Source organism: Ruegeria sp. HKCCA5839 (assembly GCF_013035585.1).
GTDB lineage: Bacteria > Pseudomonadota > Alphaproteobacteria > Rhodobacterales > Rhodobacteraceae > Ruegeria.
Map to the genome: position 1 here is coordinate 262,772 of NZ_WQIE01000004.1, position 18,973 is coordinate 281,744.

The 18,973-nt window shown below is 56.6% G+C and carries 19 protein-coding genes; 7 read left to right on the forward strand and 12 right to left on the reverse strand.

The genetic code is table 11. The features are described 5' to 3' along the window. Window positions 1–12 precede the first annotated feature (12 nt). Window positions 13–807 carry a sulfotransferase family 2 domain-containing protein gene (locus GOV38_RS13550; protein ID WP_171133190.1) on the forward strand — a complete coding sequence of 265 codons (795 nt, stop codon included), beginning with the start codon at window positions 13–15 and terminating at the stop codon, window positions 805–807. Window positions 808–1,527: 720 nt separating this feature from the next. On the opposite strand, the gene GOV38_RS13555 is transcribed toward GOV38_RS13550, so the two are convergent. After that, window positions 1,528–2,298, reverse strand: a complete 771-nt coding sequence (locus GOV38_RS13555; RefSeq protein WP_171208294.1) for a transporter substrate-binding domain-containing protein — start codon at window positions 2,296–2,298, stop codon at window positions 1,528–1,530. Between the two features lie 118 nt (window positions 2,299–2,416). On the opposite strand from GOV38_RS13555, the gene GOV38_RS13560 reads away from it, so the two are divergent. From GOV38_RS13560 to GOV38_RS13570, 3 genes are read left to right on the forward strand one after another with little or no spacing between them, the layout of a single operon-like run. Then, window positions 2,417–3,157 (forward strand): amino acid ABC transporter ATP-binding protein, encoded by a 741-nt coding sequence (locus tag GOV38_RS13560; protein WP_171133192.1) that lies wholly within the window; start codon window positions 2,417–2,419, stop codon window positions 3,155–3,157. Window positions 3,158–3,166: 9 nt separating this feature from the next. After that, entirely contained in the window at window positions 3,167–3,925 is a 759-nt protein-coding gene (locus GOV38_RS13565; protein WP_171208295.1) for an amino acid ABC transporter permease, read from the forward strand. An 11-nt stretch (window positions 3,926–3,936) separates the two neighbouring features. Continuing rightward, window positions 3,937–4,275, forward strand: a complete 339-nt coding sequence (locus tag GOV38_RS13570) for a carboxymuconolactone decarboxylase family protein (protein WP_171102187.1) — start codon at window positions 3,937–3,939, stop codon at window positions 4,273–4,275. Here GOV38_RS13570 and iolG read toward each other — a convergent pair. The 5 genes from iolG to iolD are packed head-to-tail and all read right to left on the reverse strand — an operon-like array spanning window position 4,272 to window position 9,794. Next, entirely contained in the window at window positions 4,272–5,261 is a 990-nt protein-coding gene (iolG, locus tag GOV38_RS13575) for an inositol 2-dehydrogenase (RefSeq protein WP_171208296.1), read from the reverse strand. The two genes, GOV38_RS13570 and iolG, sit on opposite strands and share 4 nt — an antisense overlap. Before the next feature lie 3 nt (window positions 5,262–5,264). After that, window positions 5,265–6,092 (reverse strand): class II fructose-bisphosphate aldolase, encoded by an 828-nt coding sequence (locus GOV38_RS13580; RefSeq protein ID WP_171133195.1) that lies wholly within the window; start codon window positions 6,090–6,092, stop codon window positions 5,265–5,267. Beyond that, window positions 6,089–6,931, reverse strand: coding sequence for a 5-deoxy-glucuronate isomerase (locus tag GOV38_RS13585; RefSeq protein WP_171208297.1), 843 nt, complete (start codon window positions 6,929–6,931; stop codon window positions 6,089–6,091). Before GOV38_RS13585 ends, GOV38_RS13580 begins: the two co-directional genes overlap by 4 nt. 11 nt (window positions 6,932–6,942) lie before the next feature. Continuing rightward, the gene (locus GOV38_RS13590; protein WP_171208298.1) at window positions 6,943–7,923 is read right to left on the reverse strand and encodes a PfkB family carbohydrate kinase; all 981 of its coding nucleotides are present in this window, start codon (window positions 7,921–7,923) and stop codon (window positions 6,943–6,945) included. Then, window positions 7,923–9,794, reverse strand: coding sequence for a 3D-(3,5/4)-trihydroxycyclohexane-1,2-dione acylhydrolase (decyclizing) (iolD, locus tag GOV38_RS13595; RefSeq protein WP_171208299.1), 1,872 nt, complete (start codon window positions 9,792–9,794; stop codon window positions 7,923–7,925). The genes GOV38_RS13590 and iolD overlap by 1 nt, the downstream gene beginning before the upstream one ends. 123 nt (window positions 9,795–9,917) lie before the next feature. Between iolD and GOV38_RS13600 the strand changes: the two genes are divergently transcribed. The 3 genes from GOV38_RS13600 to GOV38_RS13610 are packed head-to-tail and all read left to right on the forward strand — an operon-like array spanning window position 9,918 to window position 13,081. Then, the gene (locus tag GOV38_RS13600) at window positions 9,918–11,021 is read left to right on the forward strand and encodes a Gfo/Idh/MocA family protein (RefSeq protein ID WP_171208300.1); all 1,104 of its coding nucleotides are present in this window, start codon (window positions 9,918–9,920) and stop codon (window positions 11,019–11,021) included. Between the two features lie 13 nt (window positions 11,022–11,034). Further along, on the forward strand, window positions 11,035–11,922 hold the full coding sequence (locus GOV38_RS13605; RefSeq protein WP_171102194.1) for a sugar phosphate isomerase/epimerase: 888 nt from the start codon (window positions 11,035–11,037) through the stop codon (window positions 11,920–11,922). Between the two features lie 25 nt (window positions 11,923–11,947). Further along, a complete protein-coding gene (locus tag GOV38_RS13610; protein ID WP_171208301.1) occupies window positions 11,948–13,081 on the forward strand; it encodes a Gfo/Idh/MocA family protein in 1,134 nt (377 codons plus the stop codon). Between the two features lie 6 nt (window positions 13,082–13,087). Here the strand turns inward: GOV38_RS13610 and GOV38_RS13615 are convergent, their stop codons facing one another. The 6 genes from GOV38_RS13615 to GOV38_RS13640 all read right to left on the reverse strand — a co-directional run bounded on the left by GOV38_RS13615 (window position 13,088) and on the right by GOV38_RS13640 (window position 18,930). Next, entirely contained in the window at window positions 13,088–14,086 is a 999-nt protein-coding gene (locus GOV38_RS13615) for a LacI family DNA-binding transcriptional regulator (RefSeq protein ID WP_171208302.1), read from the reverse strand. A 17-nt stretch (window positions 14,087–14,103) separates the two neighbouring features. Continuing rightward, a complete protein-coding gene (locus tag GOV38_RS13620; RefSeq protein ID WP_171208303.1) occupies window positions 14,104–14,340 on the reverse strand; it encodes a hypothetical protein in 237 nt (78 codons plus the stop codon). Continuing rightward, window positions 14,330–15,103, reverse strand: a complete 774-nt coding sequence (locus GOV38_RS13625) for an ATP-binding cassette domain-containing protein (protein ID WP_171102198.1) — start codon at window positions 15,101–15,103, stop codon at window positions 14,330–14,332. Before GOV38_RS13625 ends, GOV38_RS13620 begins: the two co-directional genes overlap by 11 nt. A 10-nt stretch (window positions 15,104–15,113) precedes the next feature. Continuing rightward, the gene (locus GOV38_RS13630; RefSeq protein WP_171102199.1) at window positions 15,114–16,196 is read right to left on the reverse strand and encodes an ABC transporter permease; all 1,083 of its coding nucleotides are present in this window, start codon (window positions 16,194–16,196) and stop codon (window positions 15,114–15,116) included. A gap of 93 nt (window positions 16,197–16,289) precedes the next feature. After that, window positions 16,290–17,228 (reverse strand): sugar ABC transporter substrate-binding protein, encoded by a 939-nt coding sequence (locus GOV38_RS13635; protein WP_171133205.1) that lies wholly within the window; start codon window positions 17,226–17,228, stop codon window positions 16,290–16,292. Window positions 17,229–17,640: 412 nt separating this feature from the next. Next, on the reverse strand, window positions 17,641–18,930 hold the full coding sequence (locus GOV38_RS13640) for an MFS transporter (RefSeq protein ID WP_171213016.1): 1,290 nt from the start codon (window positions 18,928–18,930) through the stop codon (window positions 17,641–17,643). Window positions 18,931–18,973: the final 43 nt, after the last annotated feature.

Consider the following 18,973-nt stretch of genomic DNA (forward strand, 5'->3'; position numbering starts at 1 on the left):
CAAAGGTTTCCCATGCCGTTTTTCCGAACCGGGACTCAGCTCGTATACTATGCGCATGTACCAAAATGCGGCGGTTCCACAGTCGCGGACTATATAAACAAACGTTTTGGTGGGCTCGCCTTCTCAGACAATCGATATTACATGATTGACGAAAAAGAACGTTGGTCCAAGACATCGCCCCAACATATTAACCTGTCGGCGCTGGACCGGCTTTTTCCAGAAAACTTCTTTGACCGTTCATTCGCAATTGTACGCCATCCAGTTGCACGTGTCGTCAGCGCGTTTCACTTCCAGAAAGAAGTCGAAGGTAAGATCAATGACATTTCATTTGGCGATTGGTTGGAAACACTGCCCGACAACCCACGCTATGCATTTGATAACCACCTTCTTTCAATGGATGAGATCGTACCTCCTGAGGCTGAAATCTTTCACCTCGAACATGGGCTCGACGCACTGATCCCATGGTTTGACCGAATAACCGGAGAAAAGTCAGGACCTCGCGTTCTTCCGCACGTGAACAAGCGCGGTGACTATCGGTCGGTTTCAACAGAAAAGGTAAAACCGTCACAGGCCGAGATACGTTTGATTACCGAGCTTTATCACATTGATTTCGATCGTTTTGGGTATGACCCCGATTTGTCGCAGCCACTGGCCGCCGCGCCAGAACTAAGTGATGAGTACCTGGCGGATCGCGAGCAGGCGTTGGCCGAGCAAGCGCGCCCGAAGAATCGTCTGATGAGCAATTTGCGTCAGACCAAACGAATGATCAGCACTCGAATCGCTCGTGAATTCGACGGAAAGTCCTGATCGGCAAAGCTTTGCTGCTTACTCTTTTTTGGATACGGAATGAGCTCTGGGCACAAATATACCCGGGGTTCAGATGCATTCTGGCGCTGGAATTCATAGTTTAAACTTCTGTAATTGCTGGTCTATTACCTGTTTGTGATAGCCTTAGATTAGTGAGAAGTGGTAGGTCACGAACCTCGGCAGACCACTTGCCAAGGCCAAATCTCACCACTTTCCCTCAATAAATTAGTCAGCTGTTAACACTTGGCTGCCACACTTTAGCCAGAAACTCTGTAAATCATAATCGCAAAGGTTGTGCACTCAGCGACTGGTTTCGCTGAAAAACTCACTGGCACAGCTTGGGATGGAGATGGAATACATGCTGATTGTAGTGTTGGGATTGGGGGTAGTCACGGGCCTTACGACCTTTATCACAGCATTGATCATGGGGCATGGCATACTGATAGCGTTCAGCCTCTACATGGCTTCTGGCTTCCTAGCGACACTGATTGGAGGCTTGGCGCTTTACGCCAAGTGCTCCTTTCAAAGAACGCCCGAAACCCAACCAAGTTTCTGAGACCCCAAACACCGGCGCGTCCGTCGCAGGTGAATAAGGCTGTTCATCATTACTTTTTCAAAGCGCCGCAACGGTTGGCAGAGCGGTCGCTTCGCGACCGATGTACTTTGAAAAAGAATACGCCCGATCCAAAGACCGGGCGTTCGGAAGCGTTGGGAATGAACTTACAGACCCCACTTTTCCTTGTTCTGTTCAAAGAACCCTTGCGCTTCTTTGACCTCGATCCAGTTGTTCACATAATTGATCCAGACCTGATCACTTTGTGGCAGGATCATCGCGATGGGTGACGGCGCGCGCGGCCCGGCATTCTTGACCCGAACAACCGGGAACTTTTCTTCAAGGGTCGAACCTTCGATATTCGAAGTGATAAACACATCCGCCCGACCGGCAATCACTTCCTGAAATCCACGCGCCGGGGCCTCGACAACCTTGATCTCAGCCTCGGGGAACCACTCACGCACACGTTTTTCGAACGTGGTGCCCAAGGTTGTGGCCACCGTCACACCGGGCTTGTTGATCGAGTCATAGCCATCAAACTTATCCGCTTTGTCTTCGGTGGTATAGGGAAACAGCTCGACCGAAATGTAGCTGTCGGAAAAGCCCGCAACCTTCATCCGTGGCGGTGAAATCGAGGCCGAGCCGGTCAGGTGGTATTTCCCGGCCACCACGCCGTTCACCAGAGTTTTCCAATCGGTGGGTACAAATTCGACCTCAACCCCCAAATCGGAGGCGAGTTCGTTCATGATGTCGATATCATAGCCCTTATAGCTGTTGGTCGCCGGATCGCGCAGGGTCATTGGGTTCCAGTCGCCCGTTGTCCCTACTTTCAAGACGCCGCTATCCAGTATCTCGTTTAGCGCGGATTGAGCATGCGCAGCGCCTGACAATACCAATCCAAGTGCCGCTGCTGCGGCAGCTTTCAAAAAAGTGTTCATCTGTTTCTCCCGTTGGGGCGGATCGCCTTGCTGCCCTAATGTTCATTGATTTAAGCCTAAAGAGAAAGATAACCTCAAGATAATATTATCAATAGCAAAAGCAGGGGCAGATCCTCATATGCCAGACGCCGCGATCGAGCTTGTGGGCGTAAACAAGTGGTTTGACACGTTCCATGTGCTCAAAGACATCAACCTGACGGTCAAGAGCGGCGAAAAGGTGGTGATCTGTGGCCCATCCGGGTCGGGCAAGTCCACTGTTGTGCGCTGCATAAACCAGCTGGAAAAGCACCAGAAAGGCACCATCCGTGTGGATGGGGTGGAGCTGACCGATGATGCCAAATCCATCGCTGCGATCAGCTCTGAGGTTGGCATGGTGTTTCAACAGTTCAATCTGTTTCCGCACCTGACCGTTCTGGAAAACCTGACGCTTGGCCCGATCAAGGCCCGTGGCCTTTCACGGCATGACGCGGAAGAGAGGGCGCGTCACTATTTGGATCGTGTGCATATCCCCGATCAGGCCCATAAACGCCCGCTTCAGCTGTCTGGTGGGCAACAACAGCGCGTGGCGATTGCCCGGTCGCTATGTATGGAGCCGCGCGTGCTGCTGTTTGACGAGCCGACCTCGGCGCTGGATCCCGAGATGATCTCGGAAGTTCTGGATGTGATGGTCGAGCTTGCAAATGACGGCATGACCATGGTGGTCGTCACCCATGAGATGGGATTTGCGCGCAAGGTGGCTGACAAGATGATCTTTATGGACGCCGGAGAGATTGTCGAAGAAGGAAAGCCCGAACATTTTTTCACCAATCCCAAGTCCGAGCGGTGTCGCAAATTCCTCAGCCAGATCTTGCAGCACTAAGGGGCGATGATGAGAAACTTTCTTCTGTTCGCAGTTTTCGCTCTTCTGGCAGGGTGTTCGTCCTCCCAAACCTGGGGCTGGTATGTGATCAACCCGACAACGGATGCGGGCTGGACCAACGTCAAGTTTCTGATCTCGGGAATGGGCGCAACCATTCTGATTTCTCTGATCGCAGCGGCTCTGTCGATTGTGATTGGCTTGCTGGTGGCACTGCCCGGCCTTTCCGAAAAACGCGGCTGGCGCCTGGTCAATCGGGTCTATGTCGAATTTATCCGCGCCATCCCCTTGCTGCCTATGCTGTTCTGGGTGTTTTACGGGCTGCCGATTGTTTTCAAGTCCATGGCGTTGAACATCCCCATCGATCCGTTCTGGGGGGCGATCATCACGCTGGCCATTTCCGACAGCGCCTTCACCGCCGAGATCTATCGCGCTGGCATACAGTCCATCGCGCGCGGTCAACGCGAGGCGGCGCAGACCGTTGGGCTGAATTATGTGCAGACCATGCGCTATGTGATCCTGCCGCAGGCGATCCGGCGCATCCTGCCGCCTCTGGCCAATCAGTTCATCTACATCGTCAAGATGAGCGCTTTTGCCAGTGTCATCGGTATGCAGGAATTGACACGCCGCGCGAATGAGCTGGTGGTGACGGAATACCGCCCGCTCGAGATCTATACACTGCTGATTTTCGAATATCTGATCCTAGTGCTGATCATCAGCGCCGGAGTACGTTGGTTGGAACGCCGCATGGGCGCGGATGAGCGTGGATAAGGGGGGACCTGATGGACTGGAAAGAGTTTATGGCCGAGACCGAGGCCAACCTGGGCAGCTTAACCAAAGAGGTGCCGGATACCGCTCGCGGGTTCGGCATCATGGGCAAAGCCGCCAAGACTAATGGCGCGCTGAGCGAAAAGACCAAAGAGTTCATGGCCCTGGGCATCGCCATCGCCACGCGCTGTGACAGCTGCATTGGCTTTCACGTCAAATCACTGATCCGCTTGGGCGCGACCCGCGAGGAACTGTGCGAGGCACTGGCCATGGCCACCTATATGGGTGGCGGACCATCCTACGCCTATAGCGCCAAGGCGCTCAAGGCGTATGACGTGTTCTCAGTCGATTAACCAAGCTCGACCGGCTGACCGCTTTCAAGTGCCGCACTGGCCGCGTCGGCCAGTATCTGCGCCTGCAACCCGTCCTGAATACCGGGAGTGACCGATGTTCCTTCGGTCACCGCAGAGACGAAGGACGCCATCTCGGCTTCAAAGGCCTGACCGTAGCGTTCAAGGAAGAAATGCTGCGCGGGTGCACGGCGGAACCCGTCCGAGGTTGCGTATTCCACCGTCGTCTCCAACTGGTTTTCGGCCCGCAACATGCCGTTCTGACCATGCACCTCGATCCGCTGGTCATAGCCATAAGCCGCACGGCGCGAGTTTGATAGCTGGCATATCTTGCCGCTGGCCGTGGTCAGGATCACGGCGGCTGTGTCCACATCTCCGGCCTGACCAATGGCCGGGTCCACTAAATTTGACCCGGCCGCGTGAAGGCGCACAAATTCTTCCCCCATCAGGAAACGCGCCATGTCGAAATCGTGGATCATCATGTCCCGGAACAATCCGCCTGACCGTTCGATATAAGAAACAGGCGGTGGCGCAGGGTCGCGAGAGGTGATGCTCACCAGTTCAACCGCGCCGATATCCCCTGCGGCGATGCGGGCGCGCAGATGGCCGAAATTCGGATCAAACCGCCGGTTGAACCCGGTCATAAAGGTCACGCCTGCCTCTTCGACCGCTTTCATGCAGGTGCGGATATTGTCCACCGACATATCGATCGGCTTTTCGCAGAAAATCGCCTTGCCTGCGGCTGCGGTCTTGTGGATCAGGTCGAAATGCGTGTCGGTGGGAGTGCCGATGACCACTGCATCTACATCCGCCGCTGCGATGATCTCATCTGCAGTAGAGACCCGTGCACTTGCGGTCGCTGCCAATGCGTCTGCCGCCTTTGGGACGGCATCCGCCACGGCCACGACCTGTGCATTGTTCAGCGCTTTGATGCTGCGTACATGCACCTGACCGATGCGACCGCAGCCCAGAATCCCGATCTTTACCATCTCTCACCCTTTGAGCGTTTGCAGAACGGTCCGCGCAGCCGCGACAACCGGATCATGTGTTTCTTTTAAGATCGTCACGCGATCAAAGCGGTCGGGATCTGCGTTCACAGCTGTTCGCAGCGCTTGACCAAAGGCCATCCGCAGCTCGGTTCCGATGTTGAACTTGCAGATATTTGTGTTCTTTGCCAGCGCTTTACGCTGCGCCACAGGCACGCCCGAACCACCGTGAATGACCAAAGGCACCGGTGTCAGCGCTTGAATTGCGGCGATCCGGGGTTCGTCCAAGCCGCCTTCTTTATCCTGTTGCAGATGCACATTGCCGACCGAAATGGCCATTGCGTCGATACCGGTCTCGCTTGCAAACGTTGCCGCCTCGCTGGGGTCGGTCCCGGCCGAGGCCTCGCCGCCGGAATAGCCGACAAACCCGATTTCGCCCTCGCAGGAAATCCCCGCCTGATGCGCCAGGTCGGCGATCTTGCGAGTCTCGGCTATGTTCTCGGCCAGCGGCTTGCGCGAGCCGTCAAACATCAGCGACGTAAAACCCGAATCCAGCGCCTCGGAACACTCATCATAGGTGTATCCGTGATCCAGATGGGCCACCACGGGCACGCTGGCCTTATCTGCCAGATGCCGGAACATCTTTCCAAGTATCGGCAAGGGCGTATGTTCCCGGCAACTTGGCCCGGCTTGCAGGATCACGGGGCAATTTTCAGCCTCGGCAGCGGCCACATAGGCGCGCATATCCTCCCAGCCCAGACAAACCAGCCCGCCAACCGCATAGCCTTGCTGCAACGCGGGCTGTAGGACGTCTTTCAGTGTGACAAGGGTCATTTGAACTTCGCGATCATGTCCTTGATGCCTGGAATCGTCTCGATCTGATAGGCATGGGACGGCTGGAAGAACTGAGCCAGGCTGCGCTGCGACAGGCCGCCAAGAATGGTGAAGTAATACATCTGATATCCCGGCAACACCGCGCAAGGATGATAGCCGCTGTCCAGACAGATCGTCGATCCGTCGACGATGTGATAGGCATCGCCAGGTTTACCATCCTCGCGCTGCAACATCTGCACACCAGAACCATGGTTCGGCTTGAAGCGGAAATTATAGGTCTCGTCATGGCGAGTTTCGTCGGGCAGACGATCCGTATCATGCTTGTGCGAGGGAAAGCCCGACCAGCCGCCTTCACCCACTGTAAACAGCTCGGACACCAACAAGCGCCCGACCTTGTCGTGGTATTTGGTGCCCAGGATATGCTTGATCTTCCGGTGCGTTTTGGTCTCGTCCGAGCCGTATTGCACCAAATCCAGCTCATCCTTGCGCACGTCAAACGCGTCAAGAACTTTGTCATAGCGCGCGCCACAGACAAAGATCTCGGCCTCATCCGACATACAGACCATCTCGGCCTTGGCGGCGGTGGGCACGTAAACGCCTTCCGGCTCGCCATCCCAAACGTCTTCGACACGCTCGCCCAAGCCTTGCGATTTGAACCCTTCGATATCCACATCGATGGTGCCCGTGGCCGGGACAATGCAAGTCTCGTACCCCGGCACCGCGTATTCAAACGCCTCGCCCTTTTTCAACTTGACGATGTTGAAATAGTTCAGCGGAACACAGGGATCATCCACATCGACGATGGGTTTGTTCTGGTTGTCAAACGGTGGAATATGCATCTGGGGTCCTCTCAGGCGTCAGTCGGGCCGGGGTGTTCGGCCATGAATTTCGTAAGTGTCGGAGTGTCGGCCATCGCGGGCGCGCAGCCGGGGCGCGAAACGGTGACCGAGGCGCAGGCCGACCCGCGCAGGATCGCGGCACGCAAGTCCTGGCCTTCAGCCAGACCGGTCACCAGGCCTGCCATAAAGCTGTCGCCAGCGCCGGTGGGCTTCAGCGCCTCAACCGGCCAGATCCCGGTATGGATTTCGGTACCGTCGGCAAAGGTAACGGCACCTTTTTCGCCCATCTTATAGATCACGATGGTCGCGGTGCTTTCGGCCAGCGCCCGCGCCTTGTCCAAACCCTTGTCGATCCCACCTGCCATAAAGCCAAACTCTTCATCATTGCCGACGATCATGTCCGACGCTGCCGCCGCGCGGCTCAGCACCTCTTCGGCCACTTGTGGTGAGGGCCACGAATAAGGGCGGTAATCCACGTCGAAGATAATCGGCAGCCCTGCGGCTTTCGCGCGATCAAATGCCTCAAACGTTGCGCTGCGCGAGGGTTCGGCGGCAAAAACCGTACCGGCGGTGATCAAAGCCCCGAACTTGGCATAATCCACAGCGGCCACGTCATCGGAATTCATTTGGAAATCCGCAGCCCCGTTGCGATAGATCACATTCCGGTGGCCTTCGACGCGGCTTTCGTAAAACGCCAGCGAGTTGCGGTATTCGCCGCCCACCGGTGTGACATACTCTGTGCCTACACCATAACGTTTCAGCTGCCCAATGCAGTAGCTGCCAACACTGTCATCCGATACGCGCGTGACCAGCGATGCCTGACCGCCCAGTTTGCAGATACCTGCCGCGATATTGGCCGAAGACCCGCCTAGCCCTACGGTGACCGTCTTGGCATCCTCAGCCGCAACACCGGGATCGGTGAAAAAATCGATCCCCGCGCGGCCAACCACAACAAAGTTGTTCTTTTTGATGCCGTCCAACAAAGCTGACATCAAACGCCCTTTCTTTGCTTGGGACGCGTGGATTCCCAATCCACATGCGCTGCGCGCACTTTGTCTGATGCGGTGACATGGGGGGTGCCCACCTCCCACCAGGCATGGCCTTCGGTGGTCCAACCTTCGTACGCATCAACCTTCATGCTGATCACATAGGTCCGGACGGCGGCCTTGGCGCGCGTGAACGCCTCTTCCAACTCGGACGGAGAGCTGACGGTTTCAGCCTCGGCCCCCATGGCGCGGGCATGCGCTTCGAAGTCCACTCCAACCTGATTGGTGGCCGTTGGCGTATCGGCGATCAGGTTGTTGAAGCTTTCATTGCCTGTGTTGTTCTGCAATTTGTTGATGACCGCAAAGCCGCCATTGTCCAGCACAAGAATGATCAGCTTTTTGTCGGTCAGAACCGACGAATAGATATCCGAATTCATTAGCAGGTATGAGCCATCGCCGGTGAACACGATCGTATCCTGGTCGGGCTCCATCTGCGATTGCGCGATCCGCGCGCCCCAGCCGCCTGCGATCTCATAACCCATGCAGGAAAAGCCAAACTCAACATCCACCGTTCCGATATCCAGCGTTTTCCAGTTTGCGGTGACTTCGGCAGGCAGACCACCTGCTGCCGCAACCACACGGTCGCGCGCATCGCACAGGCGGTTCACCTCACCAATGGCTTGCGCGTAAGAGGCCGGTCCATTTCCGACGCGAGTGTTTTCGGCGACATATTCGTCCCACTTGGCCCGCTCGGCCTTGGCTTTGGCGGTCCAATCTGCGGGCGCTGCATAGCCTGCGATTGCATCCGCCAAGGTGGGCAGGGCCAGTTTAGCGTCACCCACAACCGTGGTCGACATATGCTTGGCCGCATCATGGCGCCCGACATTCAGGCCAATGATCTTTGCGTCATGGGCAAAGGCGGTCCAGGACCCGGTGGTAAAGTCCTGCAAACGCGTTCCGACGGCCAGAATCACATCGGCCTCTTCTGCGATATTGTTGGCCGAATCCGAGCCGGTCACCCCAATCGGGCCAATGTTCAGCCCGTGATCATGCACAAGGTTGGCAAGTCCCGCGATGGTTTCGACAACCGGGATACCTGTGCTGTCGGCAAAGGCGGTCAATTCAGCCACCGCGCCGGAATATTGCACACCGCCGCCCGCGATGATCATCGGGCGTTTGGCCGATTTCAACAGCGCAGCCGCGTCGGCCACTTCAAGCGTATCCGGGGCCTGCCGGCGGATCCGGTGCACGCGTTTATCAAAGAAACTGACGGGATAGTCATAGGTCCAGCCCTGCACATCCTGAGGCAAGCCGATAAAGGCCGGGCCACAATCTGCGGGATCGAGCATTGTCGCCAACGCTGCGGGCAGGGACTGGATCACCTGTGCGGGATGGGTGATGCGGTCCCAATACCGGCTCACCGCCTTGAACGCATCATTGGTTCCAAAGGTGGGGTTTCCGAAATGCTCCAGCTGTTGCAAGACCGGGTCGGGCAAACGTGTCAGGAAGGCATCACCACACAGCATCAGCATCGGCAGCCGGTTGGCATGGGCCAGCGCCGCCGAGGTCAGCAAGTTTGCTGTACCGGGCCCTGCCGATGCGGTGCAGAACATGAACCGACGGCGCAGCCAAGCCTTGGCATAGGCCGCTGCGGCAAATCCCATACCTTGTTCATTCTGACCCCGGTACAAAGGAAGTTCGTCTTGATGCCCATACAGCGCCTCACCCAGACAGGTCACGTTGCCATGCCCGAAAATACCGAACCCACCACCGCAGATTCGTGTCTCGACGCCATCGATTTCGATCCATTGGTTGGCCAAATACCGAACAATGGCCTGCGCTGTGGTCAGCGTCACGGTCTGCGCCGCGTGCCCCATGGATTTCCTCCCTTTTGATAGTGCAAATTCTGCGCTGGTCACGATTGTATGTTGACCTTGGTGGTAGAGTAAGGATATCCGTTTTGCAACCGGTTGCAAGAAAATTTTAGGGAGGGCGCTGGGATGTCAGAAATCGGGATCGGCATCATCGGTGGCGGCTATATGGGCAAGGCGCATGCTGCCGCCTATAGCGCGGTCGCCACATTGTTTGACACCGAACTTCGACCACGGCTCGAAGTTGTGTGCGCGACCTCCAAAGCCTCGGCGGAACGCTATCGGCACGCCTATGGCTTTGCACGGGGCACCGACAACTGGCGTGATCTGGTTGATGACCCCAAGGTCGAGGCTGTCGTCATAGCCTCACCGCAAAGCACACATCGTGAGATCGCATTGGCCGCCTTTGCCAAGGGCAAGCCGGTGTTCTGCGAGAAACCTCTGGGCGAGAATCTGGCCGATTCGATCGCAATGAATGATGCGGCCGTGGCCAGTGGTCAGATCAATATGGTCGGGTTCAACTATATCCGCACGCCCGCGTCGCAATATGCACGGCAGCTGGTTGCCGAAGGCCGGATCGGGGAAGTCACCTATTTCCGCGGCGAACATACCGAAGATTTTCTGGCCGATGCGGACCTGCCCGGCAATTGGCGGACCGAAGGCATGGCCAACGGATGTATGGGGGATCTTTCACCCCACATGATCAATGGTGCCCGGGCGCTGATCGGCCCGATCACATCTCTTTGCGCGCAGGTCGAGACGGTCCATGCCACACGCGGTGGTGTTGCGGTGACCAATGATGATCAGGCGCAGTTCATGTGCCGGTTCGAAAACGGCGCGCTGGGTCATCTGTTCTTCAGCCGCGTCGCGACAGGGCGCAAGATGGGCTATGCCTATGAAATCCAAGGCACAAAAGGGCAGATCCGGTTCGATCAAGAAGATCAGAACGCCCTGCATCTCTATACGATGGAAGGCCCCGAGGCCGAGCGCGGTTTTCGCAAGATCCTGGCAGGGCCTGCCCATCCCGACTACGAACCCTTCTGTCAGGGCCCCGGGCATGGGACCGGCTATCAGGACCAGATCATTATCGAAGCCAAGGATTTCCTGACCGCCATCGCAACAGGAAAAAACATCTGGCCGACCTTTGCGGAAGGCCTGGAAGTCAATCGCGTCGTCAAGGCAGCGCTTGATTCAAGCGAGACGAACGCTTGGGTCAACGTGGCCGACTATTAGAAAGTACAAAGACATGATCAAGATCGGCAACGCACCCTGTTCCTGGGGTATCGAATTTGCATCCGACCCGGCCTATCCAACCTGGCAATCGGTGCTCAGCCAATGCGCGCAAGCGGGCTATAAGGGGATCGAACTTGGCCCCATCGGGTATATGCCCGAAGATCCGGCCGTCCTGCGGGATGAGTTGGACAAGAATGACCTGTCCATCATCGGCGGCGTTGTCTTTCGCCCCTTCCATGATCCTGACAAATGGGATGAGGTCATGGATGCCTCGGTGCGGACCTGCAAGGCGCTTGTGGCCCATGGTGCCCAGCACCTGGTGTTGATCGACAGCATCTCACCCCGCCGCGCGCCCACAGCCGGACGGGCGGATGAGGCCGAACAAATGGACAAGGCCGAATGGACTGCGTTCCGGGACAAGATCGAAACCATCGCAAAAATGGGGAGCGAAGAATACGGCCTGACCGTTGGTATTCACGCCCATGCCGGTGGGTTCATGGATTTCGAGCCCGAGTTGGAGCGACTGCTATCCGAAGTAGACGAAAGCATCCTCAAAATCTGCTTTGACACCGGCCATCATTCTTATGCGGGATTCGACCCGGTCGCGTTCATGAAGCGGAATGTCGACCGCATCAGCTATATGCATTTCAAGGATATCGATCCTGCGGTGAAAACCGATGTCGTTGCCAACCGCACCGATTTCTACAAGGCCTGTGGGCAGGGTATTTTCTGCAATCTGGGACAGGGCGATGTGGACTTCCCCGCCGTCCGCCAGGTTCTGCTGGATGCCGGGTTCGAGGGCTGGTGCACCGTTGAACAAGACTGTGATCCGTCGCTGCCCGGCACCCCGCTGGAAGACGCGGAAAGCAACCGCAAATATCTGGAATCCATTGGCTTCTAAGGCCAGAAAAGGGAAAGACCTCCTTATGAAAAGACTGCAATGGGGCATGATCGGCGGCGGTGAAGGCAGCCAGATCGGACCGGCGCACCGGATGGGTGCGCAGGCGGATGGCAACTTTGTTCTGGCGGCTGGCGCGCTAGATCATGACGCGGAACGCGGCAAGGACTATGCCCAGCGGCTGGGCGTCGCGGCAGATCGCGCCTATGGCAACTGGCAAGAGATGCTGGAAGGCGAGAAATCCCGCGAAGATCGGGTCGATCTGGTCACCGTGGCCACGCCAAACTCGACCCATTTCGAGATCACAAAAGCCTTCCTTGAGGCGGGGTTTAACGTGCTTTGCGAAAAGCCGATGACCATGACCGTGGAAGAGGCGGAAGAGGTCGTGAAGATCGCCGAAAAGACTGGGCAGATCTGCGCGGTCAACTATTGCTATTCGGCCTATCCGATGGTGCGCGAGATGCGCAACATGGTGGCTGAGGGCGAGATCGGCAAAGTGCGCCTGATCGTGGCCAATTTCAGCCACGGACACCACGGCGACGCAGCGGATGCCGATAATCCGCGCGTGCGCTGGCGCTATGATCCGGCGATGGCCGGGGTCTCGGGCCAGTTTGCCGATTGCGGCATCCACGCAATGCATATGGCCAGCTTTATCGCAGGTGACGAGGTGCGCTCTTTGTCCGCGGATTTTGCCTCGACCATTGGCAGCCGAGAGCTGGAAGACGACGCGATGGTCAATTTCCGCATGGAAAATGGCACGGTCGGGCGGCTCTGGACCTCATCGGTGGCGGTTGGCCGTCAGCATGGGTTCGAGATTCAGGTCTTTGGCGAAACCGGTGGCATGAAGTGGTTTGCCGAACAGCCCAACCAGATCCTCTATACGCCCTTGGGCGGTCGCACCCAGATCATCGAGAAAGGTGAGGGCGGTCTGTCCGACGAGGCCGCACGCCTCAGCCGTGTTGCCATCGCCCACCCCGAAGGGTTTCCGATGGCCGTGGCCAATATCTATGTGGATCTGGCCGCAGCGATCCGGGGCGAAGCCCATGGCGCGTTCCCGTCTGCCACGGATGGGCTGCGCTCGATTGCGGCAGTGCATCAGGCCGTCGCTTCGGCCAAGGCTGACGGCGCGTGGCTGGATGCGCGTCCGCCAATGTTTCGCTGAACAACGTTAGGGCAGGGGGCGCAATGTGCCCCTTTCCACAATCGTACATGCAAAAAGCCGCGCCTCAGGCAGGCGGTTTTCGTCTTTCAAACAGGCCTCGATCAGCTCGATGGACGAGTTGATGATCTGCCCGATCGGGTTGCCGATGGTGGTGAGGTTGATATTCTGCCACCCGGCCATTTCCATGTCGTTCAGACCGATAATACCGATGTCGTCGGGCACGCTCAGACCAGCGGTTTGAATGGCGGACAGAGCCCCGATGGACAGAACATCATCGCCGCAGAAATAGGCTTCGGCAGGTTTACCCTTCAGCAGGTTCAGCATTTCAGCGCGGCCTGCATCGAACGAGTAATTGCTGGCAAAGCTGACCGACCACTGCATCGATGGATGCGCGTCCAGAACCTCGGCAAATCCCTTCAGACGGTCTTGCGTCGAGGTCGCGCTTTCGGGGCCACCCAGAAACGCCACGCGGGTATATCCCCGGGCAATCAAGGTTCCCGCAGCCAGGCGACCGGCCTCGATATTGTCGATCCCCAATATGTTGACCTTGGGGCTGGGCGAGTGGCGACCAAAGGAATGCACCACCGGGATGCCAACATCCTTGAACGCCTCGGCAAAGGTTGCAGGCAAGGTCGATGAGGCCACGATGACCCCATCCACGGAATAGGCCTGCAGCATGCGCAAGGACGCTGTGGGCTCGGTCTCATCCGTCAGGTTTACCAGCAAGGGGCGCAATCCGCGCTGCTGCAGACCTTTGGTGAATTGGTCGAACACCCGCAGGAAAATGGGGTTGTGAAAGTTGTTTGACACCAACCCGATCAGCTTTGTGCGCCCGGTTGTCAGAGATGAGGCCAAAGCGTTGGGGCTGTAACCCAAAGCAGCAGCGGCCTTTTCCACCTTTGCGCGGGTCTTTGGGCTGACAGAGGCGCCTTCGGTATAGGTGCGCGAGACAGCAGATCGGGACACGCCCGCACGTTCTGCAACCTCTTTCAATGTCACCGGCACCAAGAACGCTCCTTTGCCTATTCCTTATCTTCGGCTTCAGCTGCCGCCCGGACCGCATCCCAATCCGCGATATGCAGCTTCCAACCGGCGATGCCACCGAGCCCCAGGAAGATCAAGCCCCAAGCAAGCGCGCCGGTTGAAAACTCGAATATCGCCCAAAGAACAGGCACAACCACGACCAGAACGCGCCGCCATACGGGCAGAAAGAAAGGTATGTCGAAATCGAGTAACCTTGCTTGCTTCTTAGGCGGCACCTTCGTACTCGGCTCCTGTTTTGGCACCTGTAATATAGGCCACGATGTCCTGACCGTCGGTCTCTTCTTTTTTGAGGTTTGCAACGATGCGCCCGCGTCGGAAAACGATGATCCGGTCGACCAAATCCATCACCTGACGCATGTTGTGGCTGATCAGGATCAAAGGCTCGCCCTGTTCCTTCAGCGTGCGGATGATGTTTTCGACCTGAGCTGTTTCCTGCACGCCCAGGGCCGCAGTAGGCTCATCCATGATCGTCAGCTTCGAATGGAACGAGGCCGTGCGCGCGATGGCAACACATTGGCGCTGACCCCCTGACATGTTCTGGATCGTGTTGCGAATATTGGGGATCTTAACGCCGGTCTTTTCCAAAGCGGCCAGCGTATCGTTCCGCATAGCCTTGTAATCCAGGAACCGGAACGGACCCAACCAATCGAATTTGGTCTTTTCGCGCCCCAGAAACAGGTTGTCAGGCACGTCCAGCGCATCGGCGAGGGCCAGGGTCTGGAACACGGTTTCGATCCCGGCTTCGCGGGCATCAAGAGGGCCCGAGAAATGAACCTCTTGACCATCAAAGATCACCGTGCCGCTGGTGCGTTGTTCCACGCCGGTGATCTGACGCACGAAGGTCGATTTTCCGGCCCCGTTATCACCCATAATTGCCACGTGTTCGCCCTTGTGCAGGACAAAATTGGCATCGTTCAAGGCATGCACACCACCGTAGTGTTTTGTGAGGCCCTTGGTTTCAAGAATGATTTCACTCATGTCAGCCTCCTTAACTGCGCGCTGCCGCACGTTCTTGTCGCATCTTATCCAGCACCACAGCGGCGATAATGATCCCACCCATGGCCATGAGCTGATAGAAGGCATCAAGTTTCACATAGGTAAACCCGGACTGGATCACGCCAAAGACCATCGCACCCAACACTGTTCCTGGGATCGATCCTCTCCCGCCGGTCAGACTGACGCCGCCGATAACGGCCATGGCAATGGCGTAGAGTTCATAGAAAATACCCATGCCCGATTGTGCCGTCAGGTTCTTCGAGCTCAGCACGATGGCCGCAAAAGCCGCCAGCATCGAGGCGATCATGTAAACGCGCACCTTGTGCCGTTTGACATTGATCCCTGACATCCGCGCAGCATCCTCGTTCGACCCAATCGCATAAGTATGTTTGCCGTGCAGAGTATATCGCATGACGATATGCATCAGGATGGCAAGCCCAACGAACCAGAAGACCGGCATCATACCCTTGCCCAAGGCAGCAAAGCTTTCGGTCGGGAACGAAACCGGCTGACCGCGTGTCCAGGCCTGGGCGATGCCACGGCAGATCAAGAACATGCCCAGAGTGGCGATGAAAGGTGGAATGCGGGTATAGGCAATCAGCGCCCCGTTGATCGAACCTATTATGGCCCCGAAAGTCAGCCCGACCAGCACCGGTATGATCACCGGCAAGTCAAAGGCCCATGGTCCAAAAACCGCTTTGGGGTTGGGATTGCCGTTGACCAGCTCGGTCTGGGCAAAGGACATCACGATCATTGCTGTCGCGCCCACCAAGGGCCCCGAGGACAGATCGATCCCGCCCGAGATGATCACCTGCGTCACCCCAAGCGCGATGATCCCGATGATCGAAACCTGTAGGATGATGATGCGCAACCGCGCCTCATTGAAAATGGTGTCAAAGCGATCCTGCGTGTCAAACAGGAAGCTTTGTCCGTTCATATAGGGCAGGACCTGACCCAGAATCTCGAAGATAACCACAATTATGATCATCGCGAGGAAGATGTTTAGCTCTCCCGGCAGTGATCGTTTCTTTTTGTCGTAGGTTAACCCGCCAATTCCGTGCGACGTATCGGCCATCGGTCAGTCCCTCCCTCTATACTACTCGTGTCTCGCCCGGATCGGGAGAGGGGGCAGCACCGCAGCGCTGCCCTCAGTTCTTGCGTACTGTCTTTACTGGAATTCAGCGGCGTTTTCGGGTGTCACCAGAATGAAGGGGATGAACACGGTCTTGTCGACATCTTCCCCAGCTGCCAGTTTCAGCGCCGTATCGATCGAACCCGCGCCCTGACCGGCCAGATCCTGGAACACAGTGACGTCAAGGTCACCAGCTGCCATCGCCACCAGAGCATCCGGAGTCGCGTCGACACCGCCAACCTGCACGTCTGCCATGTCGATGCCACCGGCCTTCATCGCCTGAATCGCGCCAATCGCCATCTCGTCATTGTTGGCGATGACAAAGTCAAACGGCTCGCCCGAAGACATCCAGTTGGTCATGAGGTCTTGTGCTTCATCACGCGACCAGTTTGCGGTCTGCTCGTCGATCAGCTCCATAAAGTTGCACATATCCATGCCAATCACGTCATGCACGTCTTTCGAGCGCTGCACCGCAGCCTGGTTCGAAAGCTGACCGTTCATCAGATAACCGCGCGCACCGCCCGATTTGCCTTCAGCGCGCAAGTTGCGGCAGATCTGGAACGCTTCCAGTGTACCGGATTCGATCTCGTTCGAGGCCACAAAGGCCTGGCCATCAGGCAACGTGTCCATGTTGACCGGCTGGCGGTTGACATAAACCAGAGGGACACCCGCAGCAGCGGCCGCATTCGACATCGCTTCGGTTGCATTGGTATCCACAGCATTCACGATGATTGCGTCAACGCCGGATGCGATGAAGTTGTTGATCTGGTCCAACTGGCGGGCAACGTCGTCCTGCGCATCTTCCATCTGAAGGTTCACACCATCCAGTGTTTCGATATGCGCGGTCATGCCGTTGCGCATGATGGTCAGGCCGTTGTCGTCAAAACGCGCGATGGATGCGCCGATATTCTGCGCCATCGCAGAGCCGCCCATCATAAGCGCGGACAGGCCAGCGGCCAAAAAGATCTTTTTCATGGTTCTCTCCCGGTTTTCGTGCAAGCGCACGTCTTTGTCACGTCTGGCCAAGACCACACCGGACATTCGACTCTACCAGTATCGAACACCCGGCACTGCCCGATCCAAGATCATTCTTAGAATCTGGGCCATCCTTCGCCGAGCATCAGTGTTGTCTATTTTGCAACCGGTTGCAATATTTATTTGTGGCGACATTGCATATCTTTTGCCTTGGCCGTTTTAGGGGACCATGAAAACGAACGCCTTGGTTGCGGGGTCTGAAAGCTAACGAGTGGCTCTTATTCGCTTCCGCTTCACTTCTAGAAAAGCCGTGGGCCTTTTTCTAGATTGGCCAAACAAACCTTTGGCGCAAAACACCGCAAACGTTGGGAAAAACCTCAAGGACGAAAACTGCAAGATTCCTGAATGGCCGTTAATCGATCCCTGCGCCAAGCCGTTTGGCCAGGATTGCAATCAGGACCACGGAAAGAACAAGAAACACCGCACCGACGATCCAAGCCGTAGGAGTAGAGTAGAGCTCGGCAATCGCTCCCGCCAAAATCAGGCCCAAAGCTGCACCAAGCTGTTGTATCAGCGACCGTAAGGACAACATCGTGGATCTTTGGTGATCTTCCACACATTTATGCAAAACACTACTGGCAGGCGTTTCAGAAACACCAAGAGCAACAGAATATACAATCGAGACCAAAGCAAACCCGACGATATTTGCCTGCAGAGCCAATGCGATCTGAAAAACCGCCATGCAAGCAAAAGCTGCAGCAAGTGTCATTGCGTGTTGTCGTTTGAAAATCCGACTGATGTGCGGCGACAACCACGCGCCAAAGGCGATTGAAAAGAAGTAGGTTGCAGTCAGGACACCGATGATTGTGTTGGCATAGCCTTCCTGCAGCATGGGCTTTGCATGGGTCGGCCAGATCACCTCGACGGGGTTGGTCGCCATCAGGAAGAACGCCAGTGCAGCCAGAAGTAGCGACAATGCCGGATGCTTCAGGGCAAGAAGACCTGCGTCTTTGATCACCAATGGAACAGTGGTGAACCCTTGTTTCAGGGCTTTGGGATTCAACGGGCGCGGTTTTTCCTCGATGAAATACAGAGTATAGACGAACACCCCAAGCATCACCGCCAAACTTGCTGCGTAAGACGCATCGTAGATACTGACGCCCAGCCCAACCGCCACTGGACCCAAAAGATCGGGCAACACGCCCCCTAACACTGCGCCAATCGCCAGACCCATCGCATTGGCCCAATGTGCTTTTGCGAGGGCGGGCTGAACATCAACATTTGGCGCAGCGGCTTTGAAGGTTTCAACAAACCACGCGTCGAGCGTACCCGACCTTAGTGCCCGCCCAAACCCGATGAAGGCAAATGACAACGCGAGAACATAGAAATCGCTTGTCGAAAGAAAGAGTGCGAGCGAGATCACGCTTGCGACGACCGCTGCCAGAAAAACCGGCTTGCGTCCGATATTGTCCGCCAATCCGCCAAATGGCAGTTCCATCGCCATGGTCGTGAGTGAATAGACCCCAAAAAGCAGCGAAATCTGGAAGATATCCATGCCGCGATCGGTCAAGGCCAGTGCAACAACCGCTACCGTCAAGCCCATCGCGAAACGATCGAGAAATTGGTGAACTTGAAACACCCGGATATGCCGTCTCGCTGGACCGCTCAGCGCTGCGATGGAAAACTCAAGTTCGGCTGCCATGGTCGCACCTTCGGCTTTGCCGGCAACTTGTGCAAGACCTCTG

Bases quoted from the DNA above. Each gene is read 5' to 3' on its own strand.
- GOV38_RS13630 (WP_171102199.1), bottom strand. From the start codon at position 16,196: ATGGCCGATACGTCGCACGGAATTGGCGGGTTAACCTACGACAAAAAG.
- GOV38_RS13565 (WP_171208295.1), top strand. From the start codon at position 3,167: ATGAGAAACTTTCTTCTGTTCGCAGTTTTCGCTCTTCTGGCAGGGTGT.
- GOV38_RS13610 (WP_171208301.1), top strand. From the start codon at position 11,948: ATGAAAAGACTGCAATGGGGCATGATCGGCGGCGGTGAAGGCAGCCAG.
- GOV38_RS13555 (WP_171208294.1), bottom strand. From the start codon at position 2,298: ATGAACACTTTTTTGAAAGCTGCCGCAGCAGCGGCACTTGGATTGGTA.
- GOV38_RS13560 (WP_171133192.1), top strand. From the start codon at position 2,417: ATGCCAGACGCCGCGATCGAGCTTGTGGGCGTAAACAAGTGGTTTGAC.
- GOV38_RS13550 (WP_171133190.1), top strand. From the start codon at position 13: ATGCCGTTTTTCCGAACCGGGACTCAGCTCGTATACTATGCGCATGTA.
- GOV38_RS13605 (WP_171102194.1), top strand. From the start codon at position 11,035: ATGATCAAGATCGGCAACGCACCCTGTTCCTGGGGTATCGAATTTGCA.
- GOV38_RS13635 (WP_171133205.1), bottom strand. From the start codon at position 17,228: ATGAAAAAGATCTTTTTGGCCGCTGGCCTGTCCGCGCTTATGATGGGC.
- GOV38_RS13600 (WP_171208300.1), top strand. From the start codon at position 9,918: ATGTCAGAAATCGGGATCGGCATCATCGGTGGCGGCTATATGGGCAAG.
- GOV38_RS13590 (WP_171208298.1), bottom strand. From the start codon at position 7,923: ATGTCAGCTTTGTTGGACGGCATCAAAAAGAACAACTTTGTTGTGGTT.
- GOV38_RS13580 (WP_171133195.1), bottom strand. From the start codon at position 6,092: ATGACCCTTGTCACACTGAAAGACGTCCTACAGCCCGCGTTGCAGCAA.
- GOV38_RS13625 (WP_171102198.1), bottom strand. From the start codon at position 15,103: ATGAGTGAAATCATTCTTGAAACCAAGGGCCTCACAAAACACTACGGT.
- iolD (WP_171208299.1), bottom strand. From the start codon at position 9,794: ATGGGGCACGCGGCGCAGACCGTGACGCTGACCACAGCGCAGGCCATT.
- iolG (WP_171208296.1), bottom strand. From the start codon at position 5,261: ATGGTAAAGATCGGGATTCTGGGCTGCGGTCGCATCGGTCAGGTGCAT.
- GOV38_RS13570 (WP_171102187.1), top strand. From the start codon at position 3,937: ATGGACTGGAAAGAGTTTATGGCCGAGACCGAGGCCAACCTGGGCAGC.
- GOV38_RS13585 (WP_171208297.1), bottom strand. From the start codon at position 6,931: ATGCATATTCCACCGTTTGACAACCAGAACAAACCCATCGTCGATGTG.
- GOV38_RS13640 (WP_171213016.1), bottom strand. From the start codon at position 18,930: ATGGCAGCCGAACTTGAGTTTTCCATCGCAGCGCTGAGCGGTCCAGCG.